The sequence below is a fragment of the Pseudomonas sp. LBUM1671 genome (assembly GCF_059695685.1).
Genome location: NZ_CP166782.1, coordinates 773797 through 798601, shown reverse-complemented (window position 1 = coordinate 798601; position 24805 = coordinate 773797). Strand labels below are relative to the sequence as shown.

Below are 24805 nucleotides of genomic sequence, written 5' to 3'. Positions count from 1 at the left end.
GCGACATTCAAACGAGGTGAAAGTAATTTTCGTGCAGGGGTAAGGAATGTCGCACAGAGGTATGAGAGGTCGGTGGATATGAAAATCAGGCAGGCGGATTTACATCGCGCCTGCGTTGATCTCAGTCGTGATTCACGCGAGCGCGTTTGAGCAGTTTCTTGCAGCGCTCGGACAAATGCAGCACGCGCAAATGCTTGCCGGCCTTGGTGTAGCGCTCACGCAGCGTCTTGAGCGCGGCGATGGCCGAGTAGTCGACAAAGCTCAGGTGGCGGCAGTCGATGGTCACGACAGACGGATCGTTGGCGGGATCGAACTGATTGAGAAACGGCGTAGTCGAGGCAAAAAACAGCGTGCCATGCAGGTGATAGAGCTTGCTGCCGTCGGCTTCGAGATGAGCGTCGGCATACAACTCGCGGGCCTGCTGCCAGGCAAAGTTAAGCGCCGCGATGATGATCCCGCAGAGCACGGCGGTCGCCAGGTCGGTGAACACGGTGATGACCGTCACTGCAACAATCACCAATACATCGTTGAGCGGCACCTTGTTCACCACCCGCAACGACGCCCAGGCGAACGTCTGTTGCGACACCACGAACATCACGCCGACCAGTGCAGCCAACGGGATGCGCTCGATCAGCGGCGACAGAAACAGAATGAACAGCAGAATCAGCACCCCGGCCACCACGCCGGATAGCCGGCCACGACCGCCAGAGCTGAGGTTGATGACGGTCTGACCGATCATCGCGCAACCACCCATGCCGCCAAACACGCCGGAGACCATGTTGGCCGCGCCCAACGCCACGCACTCGCGATCCGGGAAGCCACGGCTCTCGGTGATCTCGTCGGTGAGGTTCAGGGTCAGCAGGGTTTCCAGCAGACCGACCAGCGCCATCAAGATCGCGTAAGGCGCGATGATGCGCAGGGTCTCCAGACTCCACGCAATGTCCGGCAGCGCGAACGCCGGCAAGCCGCCGGCGATGTGGGCCATGTCGCCCAAGGTGCGGGTCGGCAGACCAAGCAGATACACCGCCAACCCGACACTCAGGATCGCCACCAGCGCCGGCGGCACGGCACGGGTCAGGCGCGGCAGCAGGTACACGATCGCCATCGTCAGCAGCACCAACCCGGTCATCATGTACAACGGCGTGCCGCTGAGCCAGGTTTCGCCGCTCTTGAAGTGTTCAAGTTGCGCCAAGGCAATGATGATCGCCAGGCCGTTGACGAAGCCGAGCATCACCGGGTGCGGCACCATGCGCACCAGTTTGCCCAGCCTCAGCAGCCCGAACGCCAGCATGATCAGGCCGCCGAGCAACACGGTCGCGAGCAGATATTGCACGCCGTGCTGCACCACCAGCGCAACGATCACCACCGCCATCGAACCCGCCGCACCGGACACCATGCCCGGCCGCCCGCCGAAAAGCGCGGTGAGGGTGCAAATGATGAACGCTCCGTAAAGCCCCATCAGCGGATTGAGATGGGCCACCAGCGCGAAGGCAATGCATTCGGGTAGCAGGGCGAAAGAGGTGGTGAGTCCGGCCAGGACATCGGCGCGCAGACGTTTTGGTTTCATGGAGGGTCGGACACAACAGGGAAAGAGGGAGCGGATGTTACGGAATTGAGTACAGCCCGGCCAGTTGTTGGGACTTCAGAAACGCATTCGCGGGCAAGCCCGCTCCCACAGGTATTGTGTCGCTCACGAAATTGGCGAACGACTCAGGACCTGTGGGAGCGTGGCTTGCCCGCGAAGAACGATGACGCGGTCTAAAGCGAACTCACACCATCTCGTCCCGAATCCATTCAACCACCGACGTCCGCTTCGGCACCCAGCCCAGCAATTCACGCGCATGCTTGCCGCGCACCCGGCTGTTGGAACCCAGACCATAGTTGGCCATTTCATAACCCCACTCGGCTTCGGCGTCTTTCAACGGCCAGTCTTGCGCCTCGCCGAGCTTCAGGGCTGCAGCCATGGCAGTGGTCATGTCGCTGAACGACGCCTCACCGCTTTCGACGAAATAGAACGTGCCAGGTACGTTTTTGGTCAGCGCCAGCAGATACAAGGACACCACGTCTTCAATGTGCACATTCGACCAGATGTTCTGGCCGGTGCCGACATGGCGCACCACGCCGCTTTTACGCGCTTGTTTCAGCAAGCGCGGCAATTGAACGCTGTCGCGATTGACGCCCAGGCTGTGGCCGTAAATCAGGGTGTTGCAGATCACGGCCGAATTCACGCCGTCTTTCGCCGCGGCGAGGATCAGGTTGTCGATGGCCACGCGGGCGGCCTTGTCGACGGTCGGTTCCGGCAGGCTGTCTTCGAAGTAGATGACGTCGCTGGATTTGCCGCCTGACGCATCGCCGACGATGCTCGAACCGCTGGTGTGCAGGAACACTTTGTTGGAGCCGCGCAAGGCATTGAGCAAGGCTTCCACCGCGCCGCGATGGTCGCTGCTGGCGGCGTTGATCACGGCATCGGTGGCGCGGGCCTGTTCGGCCAGTAGTGCGCTGTCGTCAAGAGTGCCGATCACCGGGATGATGCCCAGTGCGCTCAGTTCAGTGGCTTGGTCGGCGTTGCGAACCAGGCCGGTAACCTTATGGCCCGCCCGGACAAGACCGGTGGCGATGGAGCCGCCGATGAATCCAGCGGCGCCGGTAACGAATACGTTCATGGAGAAACTCCCTGCGTGAATAAGTGATGCATTGAGTATCGAGGACCGCTCCGTGGCGAAACAGACCCGTTGACCCAAATCACTCTTGCGCAGGCGTCACGAATCAGCCTTTGAAGTCCGCATTTGCATACGCCGCCAATTTGCCCTGGATGAAGTCCAGGAAGCACTGGATGCGCAGGGCAAGTTGCGAGTTGCGGTAGTACACCGCGTTGATCGGCTGGCGATAGCCGCTGTTGAAATCCGCCAGCAGCACCTGCAAGCGACCCGCGCGAATGTCGTCGATCGTCATGAAGTGCGACAGGCAGGCGATGCCCTGGCCTTCCAGCGCCAGGTGCCGGATCGTCTCGCCGCTGGAAGCACTGATCGACGCCTGAATCGGCCAACGATCACCATGCACATACCGCAGCGGCCACTGGTTGAGGCCTTCGTTCTGGGTAAAGCCCAGCAACGCATGCCCCGTCAGGTCGGCAACCGCCTCCGGCGTGCCGTGTCGCTCAAGGTACGCCGGGCTGGCGACGATGTGCAGCGGGCTGCAACCCAATGAGCGGGCGTGCAACGTCGAATCGGCCAGTGTGCCGATGCGGATGGCGATGTCGGTGCTTTGTTCGAGCAAGTCGATGATCAGATCGTTGCTGTTGAGTTCGAGCTGGATGTCGGGGTAGAGGCGGCGGAACTCGTCGATGTACGGCACGATGGCGTGCAGCATGAACGGCGACGCGGCGTTGATCCGCAGACGACCGGACGGGGTCTGTTGGCGTGAGCTCAGGCGTTCTTCGAGCTCGTCCATCTGATCGAGAATCAGCTTGGCATGTTCGAAGAAATACTTGCCCTCCTCCGTCAGGTCCATGCGCCGCGTGGTGCGGTTGATCAGCGTGGTATCGAGCTTGGCCTCCAGCCGCGACAGTGTGCGACTGACCGCCGAAGGCGTTTGCCCGACTTGTTCGGCCGCCGCGGAAATCGACCCGCACTCAATTACGCAGACGAAGATCTGCAACTCATCGGATCTGGCTTTCACGTGTGTCCCTTCTCGATAGTCCGGCGCAATACTACTGTGTTAACGGGGACCAATGTGGCGAGGGGATTTATCCCCGTTGGACTGCGTAGCAGTCCCATTTTTGGGGGGCCGCTTCGCAGCCCAACGGGGATAAATCCCCTCGCCACAAAAGCTTCCTAGCCACAGGTTCGTACCTCGTCAGCTATCGATAGTAGCCGAGCCTCACGCCTTAAGGCCGAACACTTCGGTCAAATGCTGTTCATAGCGCGCCACGTCACCCTCGATATTCGGACGTTTCATCACATCGACCGCCAGGAAGGTCGGCAAACCGGTCATGCCGAGGAATTCGTTGGCCTTGTGAAACGGGAAGTACACCGCGTCCACGCCCTTGCCTTCGAAGAAGTCGGTCGGGTCGTCGAAGGCTTGCTGCGGCGCGTTCCAGGTCAGCGATAACATGTATTGCTTGCCGTGCACCAATCCACCGCTGCCGTACTTTTGCGAGGCGTCGGAACGGGTGCGGCCGTCGCTGGCATAGAGGCTGCCGTGGCCTTCAGTGAAGACTTCGTCGATGTACTTCTTCACGGTCCACGGCGCGCCCATCCACCAGCCGGGCATCTGATAAATGACCACGTCAGCCCAAAGGAATTTGGCGACTTCTTCGGCGACGTCGTAACCCTCGTCGATAAAAGTAGCTTTCACGTCGACACCGCCACGATCCAGCACGCTCAGCGCAGCTTCATGCAGAGTGGTGTTGTAGCGGCCATCGGAATGGGCGAACTTTTTGCCGCCATTGAGCAACAGGACTTTTTTCATAAGAAATCTCGGAAGTCTGGAATTCGATGGCGGCAGAGTAACGATCCGCCTCGCGCGTAATAAGCGATGAATTCGCAAAATTCATTTGACCAATACGCACGAATCGACACGCGATTGTTGCCATACACTTGCGCCGATTCTGAACTTGAGGAGATTTCTGATGAGTGAAATTCAAGGCTTCATCCTGCACGCCAAGACCCGCCCGGAAAAATCCGACGCCTTCGAAGCGTTTTTCAGCGGCCATGTAGAAGCGAGTCGCGCCGAGCCCGGCTGCATCGAATACCACATGCTGCGCGACAAACAGGACCCGACCCTGTTTATCTTCTATGAGATCTGGCAGTCCCAGGCCCACCTCGACGTGCACTCGAACCTGCCGCACATGCAGCAATTTCGCCACATGCGCATGGAATACCTGGAGCGCGATTTCGACATTCGCGCCATCGAGATGCTCAGCCCGTCTTCCGCTACCCGCTGATCAGCAAGTGGCCGCCGAGTACGCCAAGGCCGATGAAGAACACACGCTTGAACAGCACGGCGCTGATTCGCTGGCGCAGCCATTGGCCGAGCAACATGCCGAGCACTGCCGGGATCAGCGCCAGCAACGACGCACTTAACTCGCCACCACCGAGGGCGCCGCGCCATAACAGGCCGGCGGCCAGGGCGAGGGTCGAGACGGTGAAAGACAGGCCCAGCGCCTGCACCAGTTCATCCTTGCTCAAACCCAATGCTTGCAGATACGGCACCGCCGGAATCACGAAGACGCCGGTGGCCGAGGTGATGACACCCGTCAACACGCCACACAGCGGACCAAGCCAACGTTCGGTTCGCCCCTCGACGCGCAAGGTCGGCAGGAACAAACCGCTCAGCGCGTAAAGCAACAACGCCCCGCCCAAGCCCTGCACCACCCAATGCCCTCCGGCCATGCCGATCCACACCGTGCCCGCCCCGGTGCCGATGAAGATCGCCAGCAACATCGGCCACAACCGTTTGATCAAGCCGAGTAAATGCCCGCCGAATGCCAGTTGCCAGACATTGGTGAGGGTTGCGGGAATGATCAACAGCGCGGCAGCCTGCGACGGCGCCATAGCCAGGCCGAGCAGGCCCATCGCGATGGTGGGCAAGCCGAGGCCGATCACGCCCTTGATCATGCCGGCCAGCAGGAATGTGCCGATCACCAGCAAAGACAGGGCCAGGCCAAGGTTTTGATAGAACGCGGCGAGAGTATTCATGGGGCAATGGTGAGCCTGGATTGGCTGGTTGAAAATCTGCCATATACTGAGGTTGCCTCTTGTTTTGGCAGAGGCTGAAACCATGTATCGATGCCACTGACGCCTTCGCGGGCAAGCCCTCGCTCCTACAGGGATTGTGGTGTTGATCCGGACGCCATCAAACCCTGTAGGAGCGAGGCTTGCCCGCGAAAGCGTCCGCCCAGACAACACACATCCAGAGGCAGTAACCATGCACTTCGACCTGACCGACCTGCGCCTCTACCTGAACATCCTCGACACCGGCAACATCACCGCCGGTGCCGCCCGCAGCCATTTATCCCTGGCAGCCGCCAGCGCACGAATCCGCGCCATGGAAGCCTCGCTAGGCATCGGCTTCCTCGACCGCGGCCGTCGCGGTGTCACACCAACCCCGGCCGGCAAAGCCCTGGCGAAACACGCCCGGGCCCTGCTGCAACAAGCCGAACGTATGCAGCAGGACCTGGCCGAATACGCCAAAGGCGTCAAAGGTCAGGTGCGGTTGCTGTGCAACACAACGGCGATCACCGAATACCTGCCGGAGTTGCTCGCTGACTTTCTGCGCGAACATCCGAACCTCGACATCGACCTGCAAGAGTTGCCCAGCGCCCGCATCACCCATGCGTTGCGTCAGGGGGCGGCAGACCTCGGGATCGTGTCCGACGCGGTGGACACCGATGACCTGCACACCCGGCCGTTTCGCGATGACCCGCTGGTGTTGATCCTGCCCCCGGAACATCCCCTGACCGAACAACCGTCACTGACCTTCGCCGACACCTTGAGCCACGACTATGTGGCTCTGGGCGCCAGCAGTGCCTTGGCCATCCACCTGGAAGAACAAGCCTTGCACATTGGCCAGCGCATGCCGATCCGCATTCGTGCCGACGGCTTCGATGGGGTTATCCGCATGGTTGCGCGCGGCGCAGGACTGGCCATCGTGCCGCGGGTCGCCATCGAGCGCTGGCCGCTGCTGCAAGCAGTCACGACCCGCGCCCTTCCCGAAGACTGGGCCAACCGTACCTTGAAAATCTGTGCCCGCGACGTCGACAGCCTGCCCGGTTACGCCCGGGCCTTGCTGGAGGCGCTGACGCCGGGAACACCTTGACTCTACCGTTAGGGGCAGACTCTATGCTGCGGGCTTCATTTCAGGAGTACACGCGATGAGCAAACGAATGCTCGTGATTCTGGGTCACCCCTCCACCGACAGTTTCTGCGGTGCGCTGAGCGAAACGTACGTCCAGGCCGCCAAGGATGCCGGTCACGACGTGCGCCTGCTGCGTCTGGATGCGCTGGACTTTGATCCGGTCTTGCACGACGGCTATAACACTATCCAGCCGCTGGAGCCGGACCTGTTGCGAGCCCAGGCCGATATCACCTGGGCCGAACACCTGACGTTCGTTTATCCGATCTGGTGGGGCGGCATACCGGCGTTGATGAAGGGCTTCCTCGACCGCATTTTCCTGCCCGGTTTTGCTTTCAAATACCGTGAGGGCAAGGCCTTCCCTGACAAACTGCTCAAGGGCCGGACCGCGCATCTGCTAGTGACCATGGACACGCCGCCCTGGTATTACAAATGGGTCTATCGCATGCCCGGCCTGCACCAGATGCGCAAGACGACCCTGGAGTTCTGCGGCATCAAGCCGTTGAAGACCCTGACTTTCGGGCCGATCCTGGGTTCGAAGTCGACCCAGCGTGACGCCTGGCTGGAACAGGCCCGGGTTACCGCCGGTAGCTGACGCACCCTTCGCTGTTTGCTGACGGCGCGCCCTCGCCGTCAGCCCGTCCCCACGTCCCCCCTCAAGCGGTCGTTCGTCGGCTGTGCGCGTCATTTACACGCCGCTGCAACCTTTGAATGTTATTCACTATATTATTCGCCCCGATCAGGCTTGAGGCCTGGTCGCGCTACGCCCTGTTTGATCATCGAGACGGATCTTTATGTATATCGGCAAAGCCGCCCAACTGTCGGGCACCACAGTCAAAAGCATTCGCCATTACGAAGAAATCGGCCTGTTGCCCGAACCCAAGCGTGAAGGCAAATACCGCATCTACAGCCAGCAGAGTGTCGAGGTGTTGACGTTCATCAAGTGCGCCCAGCAACTGGGTTTCAAGCTCAAAGAGCTGCAGGTGATGCTGAACAACTACCACGGTGACGAATTCCCGTGGGACATGGCGCAAAAAGCGATCGCCGAAAAAAAGGCCGAGCTGGTCTCCCAGATCGGCGCTCTACAGCAATTGCACAACGGCCTCGAAGAATTCGAACACAACCTCAACGATGCCCGAGAAGAATGTCAGTTCGAGCGCATCGCCCGCTACGGCGAAAAAAACCCGGGCAATACGCTGAACTGAAGACTTTGCTGCGCTGGATGAGCCGGCTCGCAAGGCAACTGGGCGCCTGCGGTGCCGGTCATCAGATCAGCTCAAGGCGGGCTTCCCTACGGCTCGATCTTTTTCCGGCAGCGGCGCGACCGGAACAATCGCCGCGAAGAACCACGGCGACACCAGCGTCACCAGCAGAATGGTCATGACACCGCTGGAAAACAGCGCCATCGCCACCAATGCGCCCAGATCGACAATCGGCTTGAAGTCGGAAAACAGCAGCGCCATGAAGCCCACGGAGAAAATCACCACGTTGACCACAGTCGAACGACCGACGCTGTGCATCGCCTGCAAAATGGCCGCATCAATATGAATGCCTTGCTGCACCAACAGTTTGATCCGTGACAGCAGGTGCACCGCGTAATCGACCACGCCCACCACCAGGAAGGTCACCAGCGTCGTACCGATGTTCAGCTCGATGCCGAACAGGAACATGAAGCCATACACCGTCACCGAGGTGGTCAACAGGGTCAGCATGCCAAGAACGCCCAACCGAACCGACTTGAGCCAATACATCATCATCAGCGTGACCACCAGCAATGCCAGGGAAAAACTCAAGACCTGGCCCTGGGTGATTTCCTGCAACACGCCGGTCCAGATCAACGGCGTGCCGGCGTGCGTCACTTCGAGGTTGGCCGGTTTGTTCACCAGCAACCAGGCATCGAGCCGATCCAGCATGGCCTGGTAGTCGCTGGCCACCGACGACGTCATGGTGTACAGCGTCAGCGCCTTGGAATAGTCAGCGTTGAGCACGTTGTTGAGGTCCGAGCCGCCGCCGTTCTCGAACAGCATCACGTGCTGCTCGATCAGTGAGTTGCCCGGCACCTCGAACCGCTCGACCTGCCCCTCGTCATTAACCGACGTCACCTGCTCCAGCGCCTGGGGCACGCGCAAGTAGTCGGGGTTCATGTCGTTGAGCACCAGGTTCATGCGCTTGACGTAAGTCGCCAGGGAATAGCCGTAACTGACATCCGGTTGCTGCTTGATGAAGTGGTCGAGCTTGTCGATGAACTGCACCACCTCCGTGGTCAGCACCCCGCGCGGCTCTTTGCTGTCGATGGCGATCCAGCCCGGTGCCGTGCCCGCGACCCCGGCCTGGTTGATGAACTCGTCCGAAACGCGAATATGGCTCTCGGGCTTGAAGTAGGCGATGCCCGAGTCTTCGATATCGACGCGAAAGGTGAACACCGTCATCAAGACCAACAGCGGCAGTGTCACGATCAAGATCGGTTTGCGCCACTGGATCAACCGCGTGCAGAACGCCACCAGATAACGCGAAATGATCGACTCCTTGTGCACGGCTGCGAGGGTTTTCGGGGTTTGATCCTTGCCCCAGATCGAGATCCATGCCGGAATCAGCAACAGTGAAATGATCAGCGCCGCCGTCAAGCCAATGGACATGAACACGCCGAAATTGCGGATGCTGACAATGTTGTTGGTGGTGGAAATCATGAAAGTGGCGATGGTGGTCACCGTCGTCAACACAACCGGCACCACCATCAGCCGTTGCGTCTCGCGATTGGCTTCACGGTTACTTTTACCGGCGTTTTTCTGCTCGTAATACTCGGCCATCACATGGATCGCATCCGAGCAGCAAATGGTGAACAGAAACACTGGCAATACGCTGGTCAGCAAGTCGAACGGCACCCGCAACAAGGCCATCAGGCCCAGTGTCCAGATGGTGCAGAACAGAATATTGAACAGCGGCAACAATACGCCCAGCGGTTTACGGAAGAAGAAAATCAACAGCAGGGTGATCAGTAAAAAGACAATCGGAAACAGCACCGCCAGGTCATGGTCGATGATCTCCTGCTGGGCCGCAATGAAGATCGGCATGCCGGCAATGAAGATCTCATCCTTGAACTCCGGGTGCGCCGCCTGATAGTCCGCGACGATGCCGCGCACGATCTGGTAGGCGCGCAGTTGTGCCTGGGCGTCGTCTTGCTTGGTGCCCAGCTCGGCCACCAGCATCGCGACTTTCTTGTCCTTGGAGACCACCCCGTCCACCATCAGCTCGTTGCCCATGATCTGCGACTCGACCAGCGCCGGATCCATGTCGTAGGCGTTGAGGGTCTTGTGGATCAGCAACTCGCCATCGTCGGTCAGCACGATGTTTTCCAGATCGCCCATCGACGCCATTTCGCGAATCGGGTTGATTCGCTCGGCGAGAAAAGTCAGGAACAGTTGATCATGGGTATCCCAGTTCTGGCTCTGGGCGTAATCACGCAGGGCCTTGGCCTGGGCGTAATCGTTCTGGGAAAAACCGTTCTCCAGAATGTCCCGCGCCAGCAACTGTGCACGGCTGTCGTCCGGATGCCTGGCGACGATTTGCGTCAACTGCTCCTTGTCGGCGTCGTTGGCCAGGATCATCTTGCGCACCGATTGCGACATCGAAAACAGTGCGTTGAGGGTCGGCTTGTTGAACACCGTCTGCGGGTTGTTGATTGCCACCATCACCGAGTCGAACGTGCCGGTGAACTCGCTTTGCAAGTCGATGATGGTCTTGCGCGCCGGATGGGTTTCCTTGAGCAAGTAAGGGTTGGTGTCGGAGATCAGCGCGCCCAGCGTATAGGTGAAATACGCCGTGACCGCCACCAGCAGGAAAACGATCGCCCGCGCATAGCGCTCGACGAAGTTCAGGTATCTTTCCATGATCATGCGTTCCAGGGTCGTCGGGGTCGGTGCTTAGCGGGCAGACACGGCAAAGTCCGGCACGTCGCCGGTTTTCAGCCCGCGCTTGATCGCGGTCTGGGTGAACAAACGGTCTTCCAGTTGCACGTTGTACTGCAGGTGGTTAAAGCGCATCTCTGAACGCGTGCCGTCAATGAAGTGTTCCGTTTCGCTCAACACGATGCTGTCGATCGAGTCGATGGTGTCGACCTTTTGCGTGCGCATCTGCTTGACCAGCACGCCTTTGACGTCGAAGAAGTCCTGACGCATGACCAGAAAATTCTGCTTGTCGATCCACACTTTCAGTTTGTTGTAGCCCGTCTTTGCCAGCACCTCGGGCGACGCCGGCTCACGCTCGATTACGTAGCAATCGCGACCCTTGACCTGCTCTTCGCCGACCAGCGTCTGGGTGTAATCCTTGACCCGGATCTTGTCCAGGTCGGCGTAGGAGTACTCGCTGCCCATGAACGAGCCGCGCTTGTCGGTGGTGGAGATCCGCCGCGTCTGGCGGCTGACCGGCAAGTACATCCACTGGCTGTCTTCCTGGCCCAGGGTTTCGTGGGGGTTTTCGATATGAAAGGCCACGTCGCGCACGTCGGTGGGGGCGGAGAAATACATGCTGAATTTGTCGCTGTCCGGGTAATCCTTTTGCAGGTAAGTGAACTCGCGAACCCGGGTATTGCCCTTCTTGTCGTGGAGGATCAGCGACACTTGGGACATGAAGCTTTTACCGTCATTTCGATCCCGCACCTGGCGGATGATTTCATCGGCATTCTGGCCGTCGGCGGCGGTGGCGCAAGCGCCGCTCAGGATCAATGCGGCGGCGGTCAGACTTTTGAATAGCGGCAACATGGGAACTTCCCTTTTCGTCAGATGAATATGGTCGAGCCAATGCGCAAGAGGCACGCAGGCGTCATGGGGTTAAAACAGGTAGCCGGCGGACAACCGCACTTGATCGCGGTTGTCGTACTCGCCGAAGGGTTTGTCGGGCTTGCCGAAGAACACATCCACTTCCAGCCCGAGCTTGATCCAGTCCACCGGTTTGTAAGTGAAGATGCCTTGCAACAGCGCATCGTCGTTGAACGGTGGCGAGGCGGCGACCACCAGCCGGCTCTTGAGTCGGTCCTGCCAGTGGGTGCCTTCGGCCGATAAGGTGAACAGGTGCTCGCGCTTGTCTTGCAACATGCCGTCCTGCCAGTCGAGCAATTGTTGTTGTTGCCATTGCACGGAAATCAGCCAGTCACGCAGCAGGTAATCGACGCCCAGTAATGACTTGACCATCGAGGTGCTGTCAGCGCCGTAGGCGCGAGTCGGATTGCTCACCCGCCAGTTGTCGAACCAGGCAATTTCGCTGCGCACCACGATGCTGTGACCGGCGTCGATCGCCAGCCCCGCGCCACCCATGGTGTAACGGGGAAACTGGCGCTCCAGTCGCGTGCGACCGTCATCGGCCAGGCCTTCGACGGCGTACACCGGATCCTGCTGGCGCGCGTTCAGTGCGACGAAACTGGTGTCCACCGAACCGATCCGGCCGTTGGCGCTCAGGCCATACGAAAAGCCTTTGTCACCGTCGTAACCGGGCTTGGAATCGAGCAGGAAATACTGCGGGTCTGGCGCGGCAAACAGCGGTGCGTCGAACTCGCTGCCCGCCACCGGAGGCTGGTTCTTCACAAAATCGGTGACCCACAGCGCTTCCAGTTCCCACTCGCCCACCGGTTGCGCAAATCGCACCATGGGCACCGCGATCCGGCTGTCTTCCAGTAGCGGGGTCAGGCCATCGCGATAGTCCACCGGGTTGATCTGATCAAGCACCCGTAACTCATCGGCACGGCCCCAGACCACTTGCTGCCAGCCGATGGTCACCTCGCCGTCGCCCACCGACTGACCCCAGTACAAATGCCGCCAGTCGGCGTCGAAGCGGTATTTGTCCCGCGCCCGTTCGCTGTACGGATTGTTGCCGTCATACCGGGCGTCGTAACGCACTCGGCCTTTGGCCTTGTAGTAACCGCCGTCCCAGTTGTCTTCGAGGTTGGCCTTGAAATACATCGCCTTCTGGGTGACCTGGTCGTCACCGTGCAGGCGCAACGCGGTGGCTACGCCGACTTCGGCGTCGGCGTAATCCGGCTTGAGGTCGTCGACCGTCAATTCAGCCAACGCCAGCGGCGCGACCATGCAGGCCAATACCGCGCACGCGACGCGGTTAATGTGTAATCCCGGCATGGTTACATCCCCAACCCGACACCGCCGTCGATCACCAGGCTCTGGGCGGTCACCCCGCCCGCTTCGGGGCTGGCCAGGTAACGAACCATCGCCGCGACTTCCTCGCTTTGAATGAAACGGCGCATCGGCAATTTCTTCTTGGCGTTGCGCAGGATCTGTTCCTGGGTCAACCCGGCAATGGCCGCTTGCGCCGCCAGTTCACCTTGCAGCATGGGTGTATCGATCCACGCGGGCAAAATCGCATTCACCGTGATCAGCCGTGGTGCCAGGTCCATCGCCAAGGCTTTGGTCATACCGACGATGCCGTGCTTGGAGGCGCAGTACGCGGTGTTGCGGACCTTGCCGGCGCGGCCGAGGATCGACGACATGTTGATGATCCGCCCGCGATCCGGCATCAATGGCAGGCACAACGAGGTGACGTAGAACGTACCGTTGAGGTTGACCGAAATCACCTTGTGCCAGTTGTGCAAGTCTTCCGGTTCGTTCTCGTTGCAGATGCCGGCGCTGTTGACCAGTACATCGACGTAATCCACCTGTTTGGCGAGCATTTTGAAGAACGCTTCCATGCCCTCCAGGTCAGCAATGTTCGCCGCATGGGTTTCGACCCGGGCCTTGATCTGCCCGTGTTGCTCGTCGACCCAGCGTTGCAGTTCCGGCAAATCCAGATCCAGCAGGATCAAACGGTGCCCGGCGTCGGCGGCAAAATTCTCTGCCACCGCGCGGCCGATGCCTTTGGCGGCACCGGTAATCAGAATGGTCCGGCTCATGGCATTTTCAACCCGCCGTTGACCGGCAGGACCTCACCCGTCAGGTACAAGCCGCGATCGGCGATGTACAGCACTGCTTCGGCAATTTCATGGGGTTCGGCGTAACGCTTGATCAGCAATCGTGACTGGATTTCCTGTTCCTGACTGCCAATCAGCGCCGTACTCATTTCGGTGTTGACGATGCCGGGAGCCACCGCATTCACCCGAATGTTGCGCGGCGCCAGTTCCACTGCCAGGGCACGGGTCAGCGCTTCGACACCACCCTTGGCCGCGGCATAGTTGCTTTGCCCCTTGCCGGGTTTTTGCGCCGCCACCGAGCTGATGTTGACGATGCAACCGCTGCGCTGGCGCATCATGCCCGGCACCACTTGCTGACAGCAGAGCAAGGTGCCGATCAGGTTGGTCTGGATCACCTCGATGATGTCGCGGCTCGGCATCGTCGCCAGCAACCCGTCACGGGTAATGCCGGCGTTGTTGACCAGCAGATCGACGCGCTGAAAATGCTCGTCGACCCGTTCGAAAAAGCCTTTGATGCTGTCGCCACTGCTGACATCGCATTGCAGCGCCAGGCACTCGAGGCCCAGTGTCTGAACCTCGTCACGCAAGGACATGGCGGCCACTTCGTCGCGTACATAACTGAATGCGATCTGGTAGCCCGCGCCGGCCAGGGCCAGGACGATTGCCCGGCCGATGCCACGACTGCCACCGGTCACCACTGCTACTTTGTTCGGCATGACCGTTCCTTAAAGTGAGTTGTCAGTCTTGAACTGCGCGAGGCTGAAGCCGTGTGTCGCGGCCAGGGCACGAATCTGCTGCACTTGCTCGCGGCTGATATCGCCGTAGGAGTAGTGCTGTTTCATCCCGGACAACCCCATCAACACTGACTCCGCCATGCAGGCATACAACTGGCCTTCCTTGAGGTAGGCGCGCACGTTGCGGATCAGGCCATCGCCCAACGGTGTCTGGACAATCCCGCCGTGCATGTACAACACGTCGGCCCGTTGACTGGAGAGGTTCTGATCGACGTTCAGCGGCACCGCGATGTCGCAGATCACGCTGTTTTCAGCAAAGTGATCGGCACCGAGAAACGGTTGAGGGGCGTTCGCCGCACAGAGCACGATGCGCGCCTGTTTCAGCACCTCAAGGTCATTGCTGACCGTGATGAACGCATTCACCCCCAGGTGCTCTTCGACCAGGCGCTGCACTCGCAAACCGAGGTCGGCGCCAGCACCGTGGGCCTGCAACAACGCGTCGATACCGTTGAGTTTCTGCAAGCGGCTGGCGAGGCGATCGTGCTCGGCGACACCTTTGAGAATCGCGCGGGCGGCCTCGGCGTAAATCAGTTGGGCGGTCTTCTCCAGGCGCCGCAGTGAGCCGTCGCGACCGCTGCCGATGAGGATCAGGTGTTCGACACTGGTGGACAGCAACGAGGCGTAAGTCGAAGCAATGTTGCCCGCCGCGCCGACCACCGCCGCCGTCTGTTGACTCAGTTCCAGGCCTTGCTGCTTGCAGCCTTGCTCGATCGCTTCCAGGCCCATGCCGATGGTCAGCGCATTGCCGGAAGTCAGCGCCATGTCGGGAATTTTCAGCGCCTGGCAGTTGTTGGTGACGATCGATGTGTACATGCCCAGACCGGCCACGCTGTAACCATCGGCCCGGGCATCACGGATGCGATTGCCGACTTCGTCGCGGATGGTGTCCAGGTCGCCACTGGCGATGTACGCGGCCATGGCATCGGAGTCCATGCACAACGGGTACAGGGTGAATTCCACGGCAGTGCCGAGTTTCGAACGAATCAGCACCGGGCCGATTGGCGCAGCACGCCGCTCCGGGGCCATGCGCTTGATGAACTCGCGTTTCTGTTCGGCACTGAGGGTGGACAGCGACGGGTCGACATCACTGAGCATGTCCGAATCGATCAGGTGATTGATGAACGCCACGCGCGCCACCACGCGAACGTTCTCGTCAGGCTTTGGGAGATTTTCAGGCTCCTTGAAGCTCACTTCGCGGGCCGGTACTTCGGGGATGCTGTCGGCACACACCCCGGCCGCCAGCGGGAAGGCATCGCGGCGACGCAGCATGTCGCAGACCTTTTGCAACGAGCCGATCAAGCCGTCGATTTCCTCGAAGGTGATGCACACCGGCGGCTCCAGGCGAATCACGTTGGCGTTGCTGCCCGACGGCGCGACCCGCAGCGATTCGAATTGCAGCAGGTAGCCGGCGATGATGTAACCCAGCGCATCGTTGTACTGCGCCGACGCCTGCACCAGCGAACTGGTGCCGGTCAGGTCGTGCAGTTCAAACCCCAGCAGCAACCCGCGACCACGCACATCGGCGATCACGTCCGGGTACGCGGCTTTGAGTTCGAGCAACGACGACTTGAGGTATTCGCCTTTCCTGTTCACGTCCTTGAGCATCGCGCTGTCATTCGCAAACAAGCGGCGCAATGCCGACAGGGCGATATGGCACGAGGCATCGTCTTCAGCGAAGGTCGAGCTGTGGATGTAGCTGAAATCGTTTTCGTAGTGGCTGGCGCGGATGACTGTCGCGGCAATTTTCATCAGTCCGCCGCCCAACGCTTTGGACAGACAGTAGTAATCACCCTGCAAGTTGAAATGGCTGGCGCCGAGCAAAGTGCCGGTGCGGCCGAAACCCGATTGCACTTCGTCGATGATCAACGGGCATTGCTGCTCGTTGCACAAGCGACGCAGGCCCAGGTAGAACTCGCTGGCGAACTCGTTGATGCCGCCCTCGCCCTGGATCGGTTCGAGCAACACCGCCGTGATCGCGCTGAAAGCGTCACGGCGTACCTGCAAGGTCTCGCCGCTCCACTCAAGGCTCAGCCAATGCCTTGTGTGACGGGCCGGCAGATCCACGAGTTGCTGGGGTTGCTGCGGATCGATGAACTCGACGTTAAGGCCAAAACGGGCGAACGGCTGACGGTACTGTTTGCCGTAGGTCAGTTGGACGGTGTTCACCAGTTTGCCGTGGAAGCTGCCGCGCAGGGCGACGAATACCGGCTCGACATGCAACTGCGCGAGGTTGTGTTGACGTACTGCTTCCACGACTTGGCGCACGGTCACATAAGTCAGATTGTCCGGCAGTAACCCCACGGGCAGGTCGAGGTCGTCAACGTCCAGTTCGACATAGGCCTTGTCGCTGGCGGTCAGGTTGGCCAGGGCAAAATCCCGTTCGTCGAACTGCTTCTGCAAGGTTTTCTGACGGCGGTATTCGGCATGCTTGACGGCGATTTCCACCGACTCGGCGCCACTGTTGGAGAAGGTCGAAATGTAGCGCTCGTTGTTGTTCAACTCCCGGTTGAACGCCTCGCTGAGTTCGCGCCCCAGCATACCGGCGGCGCCACGCACGGACATCTGCGCATTGAACGGCACATCGGCGCGCAACAGGCCGCAGAGTTGATCGACGAACTGCGGGTCATTGTGGCCAAACAACGCCGCGCCGTAACCGCCGAGAAAGTCGGTGACGGTCACCTCGGCGCCTTGTTTGTCGCGGTAAAACAGCTTGCTGCCCAGCGCCCGGTGGAACTGGCATTCCAGGCCCAGGGCCTGCATCAATTCAACGAATTTAGGTCGTACGTAATCGCGGTAATCCATGACAGTCATATCCCATGATCAAAAAAAATAGAAGCGATTCATTGCGTTCATAACGGCTGGCCGGCCGCCTGACAATCGAGCTGGTAACAGGCGCTGAAACCGTTGTCGTCACGGTTGATGACCAGGCAGTCGTGCAGCACCGCGTTCCGTGTCTCACCGAGCACAAACGGCAGGTGCGGTTCCACCGGTTGCTGCAAGCCGATGATCGGCGGCACACGCTGGGCCAGCAGTGCGTTGCGGGCCAGGATCAGGTCGACCAGGCTCGGCGCGCCGCTGAGAATGCCGGTCACCGGCACGCTACTGGTGATATGCGAGGCACCGGCGCGAGCCAGTGTCCGGGCCAGGTCGGCGTCCTTGTGCGGATCGCCGCTGGCGCTGCTGACCAGCAGATCGACCTGCTTGTCCGGCAGGCTCAACGACCCCAGTCGTGGATGGGCGGTGAGTCCCGACAGGCAGGTCTGCGGCCCATCCGGTAGATCGTCGGCCCGGCGCAAAATCAATGCCGCCGCGCCTTCACCGGCAATCCCGCCCGTGCCTTGGCGATCGAATGCACGCAAGGTTTGCGAACCGTCGGTACTGATCACGCCAGCCTCGGCCAGTGCGGCCAGCGCCAACGGATCAAGTTCACTGCCGGCGCCGACCACAATCGCCGCATCGATACGACCGCTTTGCAACGCCGCGCACGCCTCGCGCAACGCCGCCAGATTGCCGGCCACGCCTTGCATGTAGGCGTTGCATTCGCACTCCAGTTTCAGCGCCAGACTGACAACTCCGAGCAAGCCGTTGCTCAGGCTCTTGAGCACCAGGAACGGGTCGAGCGCGCGCTCCCGCAACACCCGTTGAGCGAGGCGCCGCATGTCGGCACCGGACTCATCGCGGCACTCATGGAGCAACTCGCCATAGGCCGCCAACGACGGATGGGTATAACCGCCCTGGCAGCAATAGAGGCCGTAGCGCAGCCCGTCGTTGCCCGGTTCAAGCCCGGCTTCAGCCAACGCCTGACGCACCGCGCTGACGCCCCAGATCACGGCCGGCGGGCAGTAACGCTGGAGGTTCTGGGCCACGTCCTGGCGACTGGTTTGATGGTCTTCATCACTGACATGCCCGAAGGCCGTCACGCGCTCACTGTGGAACAGTTTCGACTGCAGCAAAGCGATGCCGCTGCGGGCTTCACTGGCCGCTGACCAGAAGCGATGCACGCCCCAGCCGCTGGGTAATACGCAACCGCTGCCGGCGATGGCAACGCGCACAGTAGCGCCCGTCATTGTCCGTGCTCCCGATATTTGCCCAAGGCCAGCGAAGTGTTGAGGCCGCCAAAACCGAAAGAGTTGCTCAAGGCAAAATCCACCCGGCGGCTGACCGCTTGCCCGGCGCAATAGTCCAGGTCGCATTGCTCATCAACCTCATGCAGGTTCACTGTCGGCGTGACCAGATCGTTCAGGCACGCCAGCGCCGTGACCATGCATTCGGGTGCGCCGGCGGCGGCAATCAAATGCCCGAACTGCGACTTGTTGGCGCTGATGGCCAGGGACCGGTAGTGCTTGTGCTCGGCGAACACACTTTTGATCGCCAGGGTTTCGGCGACGTCATTGAGCGGCGTCGAAGTGCCGTGGGCGTTGATCAGATCGATCTGTTGCGCACGCAGGCCGGCGTCGTCCAGCGCGGCTTGCATCGCCAACGCTGCGCCCCGGCCTTCGGGTTGCGGAGCGGTGACTTTGTAGGCGTCCAGGCTACTGCCGAAACCGAGCACTTCGGCATACGGCGTCGCTCCTCGCGCCAGCGCATGCTCAAGGCTTTCCAGCACCACGAAACCACCGCCCTCGCCGGCAATCAGGCCACTGCGATCACGGTCGAACGGCCGGCACACATCGACACCCCAGCGCTGTTCGCTCGATGCCGCGCCGAGCAGGTACAGCGCGGCCATGGTGTCGAGGTTCAGCACCGAATCGGCGCCACCGGCAATCGCCACGTTCACTTCACCGCGACGAATCATCTGAAAGGCATTGCCGATGGCCTGGGAGGCTCCGGCGCATGCGCTGCTGATATTGATCACCGGGCCTTCGCAGCCCAATCCATTGGCAATCACCCGCGCCAGTCGATCATTACTCTGACGTAGCGAGCCTTCTGCATTGACCTGTCCGGCACGGAGCATCAGGTGTTGCCAGCCTGGGGCGTGTCCATCCGGTGACTGGGTCAACAGCATGTCGGCCAGCATGTGTTGGGGCGCGCCCGAAGCGCAGAGCACCGCGGCTTCACGTAGCTGCTCAGGAGCAAGTCCGCTGTCTTTCACCGCTTGGGTGGCGGCTACCCAGCCAAAGCGGCTGCGTTTTTCCAGGGCAACGGTCCAGGCCGGGTGGTCCTGCAGGGCCTCGGGCAACAGGCTCATATCCACGGCCGCGGCGTAGCGCACCGGGAACGTGCCGTCCTCCACCCCGTCGGGTTGCCATGGACGCACGCAATGTTCGGCGCCGAGCATTTTTTCCCAGAGGGTCTGCCATTCGAAACCGAACCCGGTCACGGCGCCCATGCCGGTAATCACAATCCGTGTCGCACTCATGTGTGCTTCTCCATGGTTTCACTGGCCAGCAGCAAGGCGCCCCAATGACCGGCGCGGCTATGGCTGACCAACAGCGTGTAGCCCGGTGTCGCCGATGCGTCGTGACTGTGGTGCAAGGCCAGCGCGATTTCGGTCAGCAAGGCGCTGGCGCCAAGATCGCCGGTCATGGCACGAGTGCTGCGAACGTCCCGTGGCCGGTCGGCGAACAGGCTCATCAATTGCGCGTCCTCGGGATTGGCGACGATTTGCCGGACGTCACCGAGGCACAGTTTTTCCAGGCTCAGTGCCTGGTCGATCACCCGCCGGGCAACCGCTGCGCCCCGTTGCGGATCAGCGCTGTAACCCCGGGCGAACCCGGCAATGCGCAAGGCGTTCGGGGTGGTGCGCGAAGGCGCCGAGCCGAGCAGCAGCGCCGCAGCGCCCTCGCCATAAATCGGCTCGTCTGCCGGATGGGACTCACGCAGATACAGGGCCGGCGTCAGGTTCGGACTGCTGCTGACCACCAGTGCCGCATCGGCGCGTTGCTCGACAATTTGCTGACAGGCCTCGATCAAAGCATCGAGCCCGGCGTTCTCCTGGGAACAGAACCCACCCATCGGCCCATGGCATTGCAATGCTTCGGCGACGTAGGCCATCACGCTGCTGTTGAGCAGCGTCAGGGCATGCAGCGGCGGTGTGTTGGCCAACAGTTGCGCCAGTGGCTTTTGCGGTTGCTCGCCGATCGCTTGCACCGCGTCCCAGCAAGGGCTTGGCGCGTCGACTTCTGGAATGGCCGCCGTCAGGGCAATCCGTGCCGGCGGCAGTTGCAGGGCCGCCAGCGCGGGCGCCAGGCGCGCCGCGCAATGCAACAGCCGCAGGCCTTGTGGTTCGACGCTGCGCTGGATCTTGCGGTCGTATAGATCGCTGGCCAGGCGCGGTGTCGACAGCGGGTATGCCCGTCGCGTCGCGTCAAACGCCAGCGGTTGCGGCGAAGGTGGCGTTCCGAGCAGGTCGGCACATTCGCTGCCGGCGGCGTTCAGCACGGCGGCCGAATGGATGAAAACGGCAATGCTCATGTCATGCCCTCCCCAGAACCAGCGAGCTGTTGACGCCGCCGAACCCGAACGAGTTGGACATCACCACATTGATCGACTGGCGCATCGGCTCACTGAGAAACTTCAGCGAGGGGTATTCGGCGCGGTCGTGATCGTAGTTCAAGGTCGGCAACAGCACGCCATCCCGCAGGCTGATCAATGACAGCACCGCTTCAATCGCGCCGCTGCCCGCCAGGGAATGACCGATGGCCGATTTGTTGGCGGTGAACGTCACGTGTTCCTGGCACTCGCCGAACACTCGCTGCAGAGCCAAGGCTTCGCAGCTGTCGTTGGCCTGGGTAGACGTGCCATGGGTGTTGACGTGTTGCACGGCGCTGCTGAGCAACCCGGCGTCTTCGATTGCGGCTTCCATGCATTCCTCGTATTTGCGGCCATCCCGACTGCTGGAGGTCATTTTTTGCGCCTCGCACACATTCGCGTAACCCAGCACACGCCCCAACGGCGTTGCTTTGCGACGTTGCGCATGCTCGGCGGATTCGAGAATGATCATGGCCGCGCCCTCGCTGATCACGAAGCCGCAGCGATCCGGCATGAACGGTCGACTCTGCTCGCTTGCCGGCAGGTCGGCCTGACACAGCGCGCCGAGGCTGTTGAACATGTAATACGGCAACTCGTTGGCCATCAGTTCGACGGCACCGCAAATGGCCAGGTCGATTTCGCCGCGCTCGATCGCCCGGTAGGCGCTGCCGATCGCCATGGTGCCGGCGGCGCAGGCATCGGAGTGGGTCGAAATGTGATCGCGGATACCGAGCGTCTCGGCCAGGTGCTGGGTCTGCTGATCGACCCGGCGCCCGAAGACCGCGCTCGACGCCGCCGGGTTATCCAGCAGTTGATCCAGATCGACACGCCCGGCCTCATCCATGCAGCGACTGGCCCGATGCAGATCGTGACTGTCCGCGCAGTACTTGTTAGCCCCCAGGAACAATCCACTGCGGGTGTGAGCAAAGGCTGTCGGGGTCAGACCGGCGTGCTGAATGGCTTGTCGAGCGACGAACTCGGCCAGCACGCTTTGCCGTGGATGCAGCGCAGCATTGCCGCCGAAACCCGCGGCGATCTGCTGCCACTGGCCGTCATCGATAAACCCGGCAGCGCTGTTGTTGAAGCCCAGCGCCTTGAACCGTGGATGTTCGCGAACACAGGACTGCTTCTGGCAGATCCGCTCGAACAACGTGGCGGCGTCCAGTGCCATGGGCGCCACCAGACCGAATCCGGTCACATAGACTTCTCGTGCCCGCATGAGAACTCCTACACCGTCTCTTTGACGTGAGTGGCCACAAATTGCTCCACCAGTCGGCGTGAAACCTCGTCGCCGTCGACCGGCACCAGCCTCGCACTGCACGCGTCACAGACCACTTGCTGACGTTCGTTCAGCACGGCTTGATGAGCGCCGCAATCGGGGCAGTTCTGCGGCAGATAGTTGAAGAGGTTGCGGCACTGTTGCGCCCAGTTGCGCACGGTGGTGGCGGCAAATACCTGCGCCGGTTGCATACCGGACTGGAGTTGATCCGGGGAGTAGGCGCTGAGGCTCTGTTCAAGCAAGGCCTTGCCGTTTTCAGTGATGCGACCGCTGGCGAGGAACTCGCTGGCGTCGCCGCAGACAGCGACGGCGTGATCGAGCACGCTGGTTTTGGGCAAGGTGCAGCCATACTGACGGCCCAGTTGAAAACTCAGGTCGACGATGTCCAGCGAATCGGCGCTGAGGTCCTCGACGATACTGCTGTTCTCATCGATATCATCGGCGCTCATCACCAACAGTTGCGCGAGGATCTCGCGGGTGCTGGCAATGACGTTTTCCAACTCCAATGGATTGTTCATCTCTATCTCCCTATATCGTGAATGCTTCATGAATTCCGTATGTGAGAAGTAACTATTCCCACAGCAACTTCTCACGCGGCGGAAATCTAAACTCTGCCCTTAAGGGGAGAGTCAACGAACTATTCAAAGTTTTTTAACAACTTGAGACAGACGTACTAACAGGCCTGCGCACCGCACCCGATTGATGCGAAGCCCCCTGTCAGTCGACTTATTTACTTAACAAAGGCTGCGTATGGTGGGGGGGAGCACACTGTATTGCCGGCAAGATAGAGAGCGGCTCGGAAGTATTAACTTCTGGCTGACAGCGATGACGTACAAATAATAAAAACCGGATAAGAAAATAGTTACAACTTCATAACTATCAGCGTAGTCGTTAAACAATGCGTCTTGAGGATTTAGAAGCCGATCAGGCAAATCGCCACAGCGCTTCTGGGTAACTGAGTGTCGAGCACAGACAACTGACCGAATGCGCGGCGCTATAGGGTGCGGCTTCAGTTCTCTAATCCACTGCCCGGAGTCCACATGACCGCACCCATTACCGTTCTTCGCGACACTCACCCGCTGCCGGTGCTTGATGCCTGCAAATGGGAAAAACTCGAAGGCGACCCGCACACCGTCAACCTCAACGCCTATACCAGCGAAGACGGCAGCAAGATCATGGGCACCTGGATCTGCACGCCGGGCAAGTGGTATGTGGAATACGTGAAGTGGGAATACTGCGATTTCCGCGAGGGGTATTGCATCATCACGCCGGAAGGCAAAGAGCCGATCCATCTGCGTGCCGGTGATATTTTCGTGATCGAGCCGGGCATGAAAGGCACGTGGGAAGTGGTTGAAACCGTGCGCAAGTATTTCGTGTTTGCCTGATGCAAAAAACCGGAAGACCACCCGACGTGGTCTCCCGGTAAACAAACATCACTTGTGGTGAGGGAGCTTGCTCCCGCTCGGCTGCGTAGCAGTCGCAAATCAGCAAACGCGTTTTATCTCGAAACCGCATCGCCACATTGGCTTCGCTTCGCGAACCAGCGGGAGCAAGCTCCCTCGCAACAAAAGCTTTTAAACGCGATCCCTGGAAAAATTACTTACTGCGGTTTGCGATAGCTATTGATGATCGCCGAGAAGTCTTTACCACCCTCTCCACGCTGGCTCATCGCCTGATACAACTGCTGGGCCACCGCACCGAGCACCACCGGCTGGTGCGCCTGACGTGCCGCCTCAGTGGCCAGCCCCAGATCCTTGAGCATTAGTTCGGCACCGAAACCACCGGTATAACCGCGCGAGGCCGGCGCCGTTTCGACGATGCCCGGCCACGGGTTGTACATCTCCGAACTCCAGCAACGCCCGGTAGAACTGTTGATGATCCCGGCCAGCACGGTGGTGTCGATCCCCAGTGCATCACCCAACGCCATGGCTTCGCTCACGCCGACCATGGAAATCGCCAGCAGCAGGTTGTTGCAGATCTTGGCAATTTGCCCGGTGCCGACTTCACCGCAATGGACGATGTTGCGGCCCATTTGCGCCAGCACCGGTTGCAGAGTGGCGAACAGTTCAGGCGTGGCGCCGACCATGAAGGTCAGCGTCCCGGCCGCCGCACCGCCAGTCCCGCCAGAGACCGGTGCATCGGCCATGGCCACGCCTTGCTTGGCCGCAGCAGCCGCCACATCACGCGCAGTCTGCGGATCGATGGTGCTGCAATCCACGGCCGGCACGCCTTTGCCGATACCGGCGAGCACGCCATCTTCACCCAGCCATACGCTGCGCACATGCACAGCGGCGGGCAGCATGGTGATCACCAGTTCCGCACCTTGCGCCGCTTCACGGGCCGAAGCACTGACGCTGCCGCCCAACTGCTCCAGTTCGGCCAGAACGGTTTTGTTCAGATCGACCAGGCTCAGCGCGTGGCCGGCCTTGATCAGGTTGCGCGCCATCGGCGCGCCCATGTTGCCGAGACCGATAAAAGCGATTTTCATGCCTGGCT

General features: G+C 60.6%; 22 protein-coding genes. 5 read left to right on the top strand and 17 right to left on the bottom strand.

Features of this window, described 5'->3' with window-relative positions; all coding sequences use genetic code 11:
- Positions 1-121: 121 nt before the first annotated feature.
- From ACA060_RS03485 to mdaB, 4 genes are all read right to left on the bottom strand, one after another.
- Positions 122-1567: a SulP family inorganic anion transporter gene (locus ACA060_RS03485; protein WP_497315453.1), complete on the bottom strand. Its 1446-nt coding sequence runs from the start codon at positions 1565-1567 to the stop codon at positions 122-124.
- A 202-nt stretch (positions 1568-1769) separates the two neighbouring features.
- Positions 1770-2663 (bottom strand): NAD-dependent epimerase/dehydratase family protein, encoded by an 894-nt coding sequence (locus ACA060_RS03480; RefSeq protein WP_497315451.1) that lies wholly within the window; start codon positions 2661-2663, stop codon positions 1770-1772.
- A gap of 103 nt (positions 2664-2766) precedes the next feature.
- The gene (locus tag ACA060_RS03475) at positions 2767-3678 is read right to left on the bottom strand and encodes a LysR family transcriptional regulator (RefSeq protein WP_109627856.1); all 912 of its coding nucleotides are present in this window, start codon (positions 3676-3678) and stop codon (positions 2767-2769) included.
- Positions 3679-3879: 201 nt separating this feature from the next.
- Positions 3880-4470, bottom strand: coding sequence for an NADPH:quinone oxidoreductase MdaB (gene mdaB / locus ACA060_RS03470; protein ID WP_497315449.1), 591 nt, complete (start codon positions 4468-4470; stop codon positions 3880-3882).
- A 160-nt stretch (positions 4471-4630) separates the two neighbouring features.
- On the opposite strand from mdaB, the gene ACA060_RS03465 reads away from it, so the two are divergent.
- Positions 4631-4945 (top strand): putative quinol monooxygenase, encoded by a 315-nt coding sequence (locus ACA060_RS03465; RefSeq protein ID WP_497315447.1) that lies wholly within the window; start codon positions 4631-4633, stop codon positions 4943-4945.
- Here ACA060_RS03465 and ACA060_RS03460 read toward each other — a convergent pair.
- Positions 4935-5699, bottom strand: a complete 765-nt coding sequence (locus tag ACA060_RS03460; RefSeq protein WP_497315445.1) for a sulfite exporter TauE/SafE family protein — start codon at positions 5697-5699, stop codon at positions 4935-4937. The genes ACA060_RS03465 and ACA060_RS03460 overlap by 11 nt on opposite strands.
- Positions 5700-5928: 229 nt before the next feature.
- Here ACA060_RS03460 and ACA060_RS03455 point away from each other — a divergent pair, with 229 nt between their 5' ends.
- From ACA060_RS03455 to ACA060_RS03445, 3 genes are all read left to right on the top strand, one after another.
- Entirely contained in the window at positions 5929-6819 is an 891-nt protein-coding gene (locus tag ACA060_RS03455) for a LysR family transcriptional regulator (RefSeq protein WP_497315443.1), read from the top strand.
- Positions 6820-6874: 55 nt separating this feature from the next.
- Positions 6875-7450 (top strand): NAD(P)H-dependent oxidoreductase, encoded by a 576-nt coding sequence (locus tag ACA060_RS03450; RefSeq protein ID WP_109627851.1) that lies wholly within the window; start codon positions 6875-6877, stop codon positions 7448-7450.
- Between the two features lie 199 nt (positions 7451-7649).
- Positions 7650-8060, top strand: a complete 411-nt coding sequence (locus ACA060_RS03445) for a MerR family transcriptional regulator (protein ID WP_109627850.1) — start codon at positions 7650-7652, stop codon at positions 8058-8060.
- A 66-nt stretch (positions 8061-8126) separates the two neighbouring features.
- On the opposite strand, the gene ACA060_RS03440 is transcribed toward ACA060_RS03445, so the two are convergent.
- The 11 genes from ACA060_RS03440 to ACA060_RS03390 all read right to left on the bottom strand — a co-directional run bounded on the left by ACA060_RS03440 (position 8127) and on the right by ACA060_RS03390 (position 22827).
- Positions 8127-10742, bottom strand: a complete 2616-nt coding sequence (locus tag ACA060_RS03440; RefSeq protein ID WP_497315441.1) for an efflux RND transporter permease subunit — start codon at positions 10740-10742, stop codon at positions 8127-8129.
- A 33-nt stretch (positions 10743-10775) separates the two neighbouring features.
- The gene (locus ACA060_RS03435; RefSeq protein WP_140895556.1) at positions 10776-11612 is read right to left on the bottom strand and encodes an outer membrane lipoprotein-sorting protein; all 837 of its coding nucleotides are present in this window, start codon (positions 11610-11612) and stop codon (positions 10776-10778) included.
- A gap of 69 nt (positions 11613-11681) precedes the next feature.
- Positions 11682-12980, bottom strand: a complete 1299-nt coding sequence (locus ACA060_RS03430; protein ID WP_497315439.1) for a DUF1302 domain-containing protein — start codon at positions 12978-12980, stop codon at positions 11682-11684.
- Between the two features lie 2 nt (positions 12981-12982).
- A complete protein-coding gene (locus ACA060_RS03425; protein WP_109627847.1) occupies positions 12983-13747 on the bottom strand; it encodes an SDR family NAD(P)-dependent oxidoreductase in 765 nt (254 codons plus the stop codon).
- On the bottom strand, positions 13744-14481 hold the full coding sequence (locus tag ACA060_RS03420; protein ID WP_497315437.1) for a 3-oxoacyl-ACP reductase family protein: 738 nt from the start codon (positions 14479-14481) through the stop codon (positions 13744-13746). Before ACA060_RS03420 ends, ACA060_RS03425 begins: the two co-directional genes overlap by 4 nt.
- A gap of 9 nt (positions 14482-14490) precedes the next feature.
- Entirely contained in the window at positions 14491-17361 is a 2871-nt protein-coding gene (locus ACA060_RS03415; RefSeq protein ID WP_497318167.1) for an aminotransferase class III-fold pyridoxal phosphate-dependent enzyme, read from the bottom strand.
- Positions 17362-17408: 47 nt separating this feature from the next.
- Positions 17409-18626 carry a beta-ketoacyl synthase N-terminal-like domain-containing protein gene (locus ACA060_RS03410; protein ID WP_497315435.1) on the bottom strand — a complete coding sequence of 406 codons (1218 nt, stop codon included), beginning with the start codon at positions 18624-18626 and terminating at the stop codon, positions 17409-17411.
- Positions 18623-19918 (bottom strand): beta-ketoacyl-[acyl-carrier-protein] synthase family protein, encoded by a 1296-nt coding sequence (locus ACA060_RS03405; protein WP_497315433.1) that lies wholly within the window; start codon positions 19916-19918, stop codon positions 18623-18625. Before ACA060_RS03405 ends, ACA060_RS03410 begins: the two co-directional genes overlap by 4 nt.
- On the bottom strand, positions 19915-20973 hold the full coding sequence (locus ACA060_RS03400; protein ID WP_497315431.1) for a beta-ketoacyl-[acyl-carrier-protein] synthase family protein: 1059 nt from the start codon (positions 20971-20973) through the stop codon (positions 19915-19917). The genes ACA060_RS03405 and ACA060_RS03400 overlap by 4 nt, the downstream gene beginning before the upstream one ends.
- Position 20974: 1 nt before the next feature.
- The gene (locus ACA060_RS03395) at positions 20975-22249 is read right to left on the bottom strand and encodes a beta-ketoacyl-[acyl-carrier-protein] synthase family protein (protein ID WP_109627842.1); all 1275 of its coding nucleotides are present in this window, start codon (positions 22247-22249) and stop codon (positions 20975-20977) included.
- An 8-nt stretch (positions 22250-22257) separates the two neighbouring features.
- Positions 22258-22827 carry an acyl carrier protein gene (locus ACA060_RS03390; RefSeq protein WP_109627841.1) on the bottom strand — a complete coding sequence of 190 codons (570 nt, stop codon included), beginning with the start codon at positions 22825-22827 and terminating at the stop codon, positions 22258-22260.
- A gap of 522 nt (positions 22828-23349) precedes the next feature.
- On the opposite strand from ACA060_RS03390, the gene ACA060_RS03385 reads away from it, so the two are divergent.
- Positions 23350-23694 carry a cupin domain-containing protein gene (locus ACA060_RS03385; RefSeq protein WP_007946320.1) on the top strand — a complete coding sequence of 115 codons (345 nt, stop codon included), beginning with the start codon at positions 23350-23352 and terminating at the stop codon, positions 23692-23694.
- A 215-nt stretch (positions 23695-23909) separates the two neighbouring features.
- Here the strand turns inward: ACA060_RS03385 and mmsB are convergent, their stop codons facing one another.
- Complete coding sequence (mmsB, locus tag ACA060_RS03380) at positions 23910-24797, bottom strand: 3-hydroxyisobutyrate dehydrogenase (protein ID WP_109627840.1); 888 nt, start codon at positions 24795-24797, stop codon at positions 23910-23912.
- Positions 24798-24805: the final 8 nt, after the last annotated feature.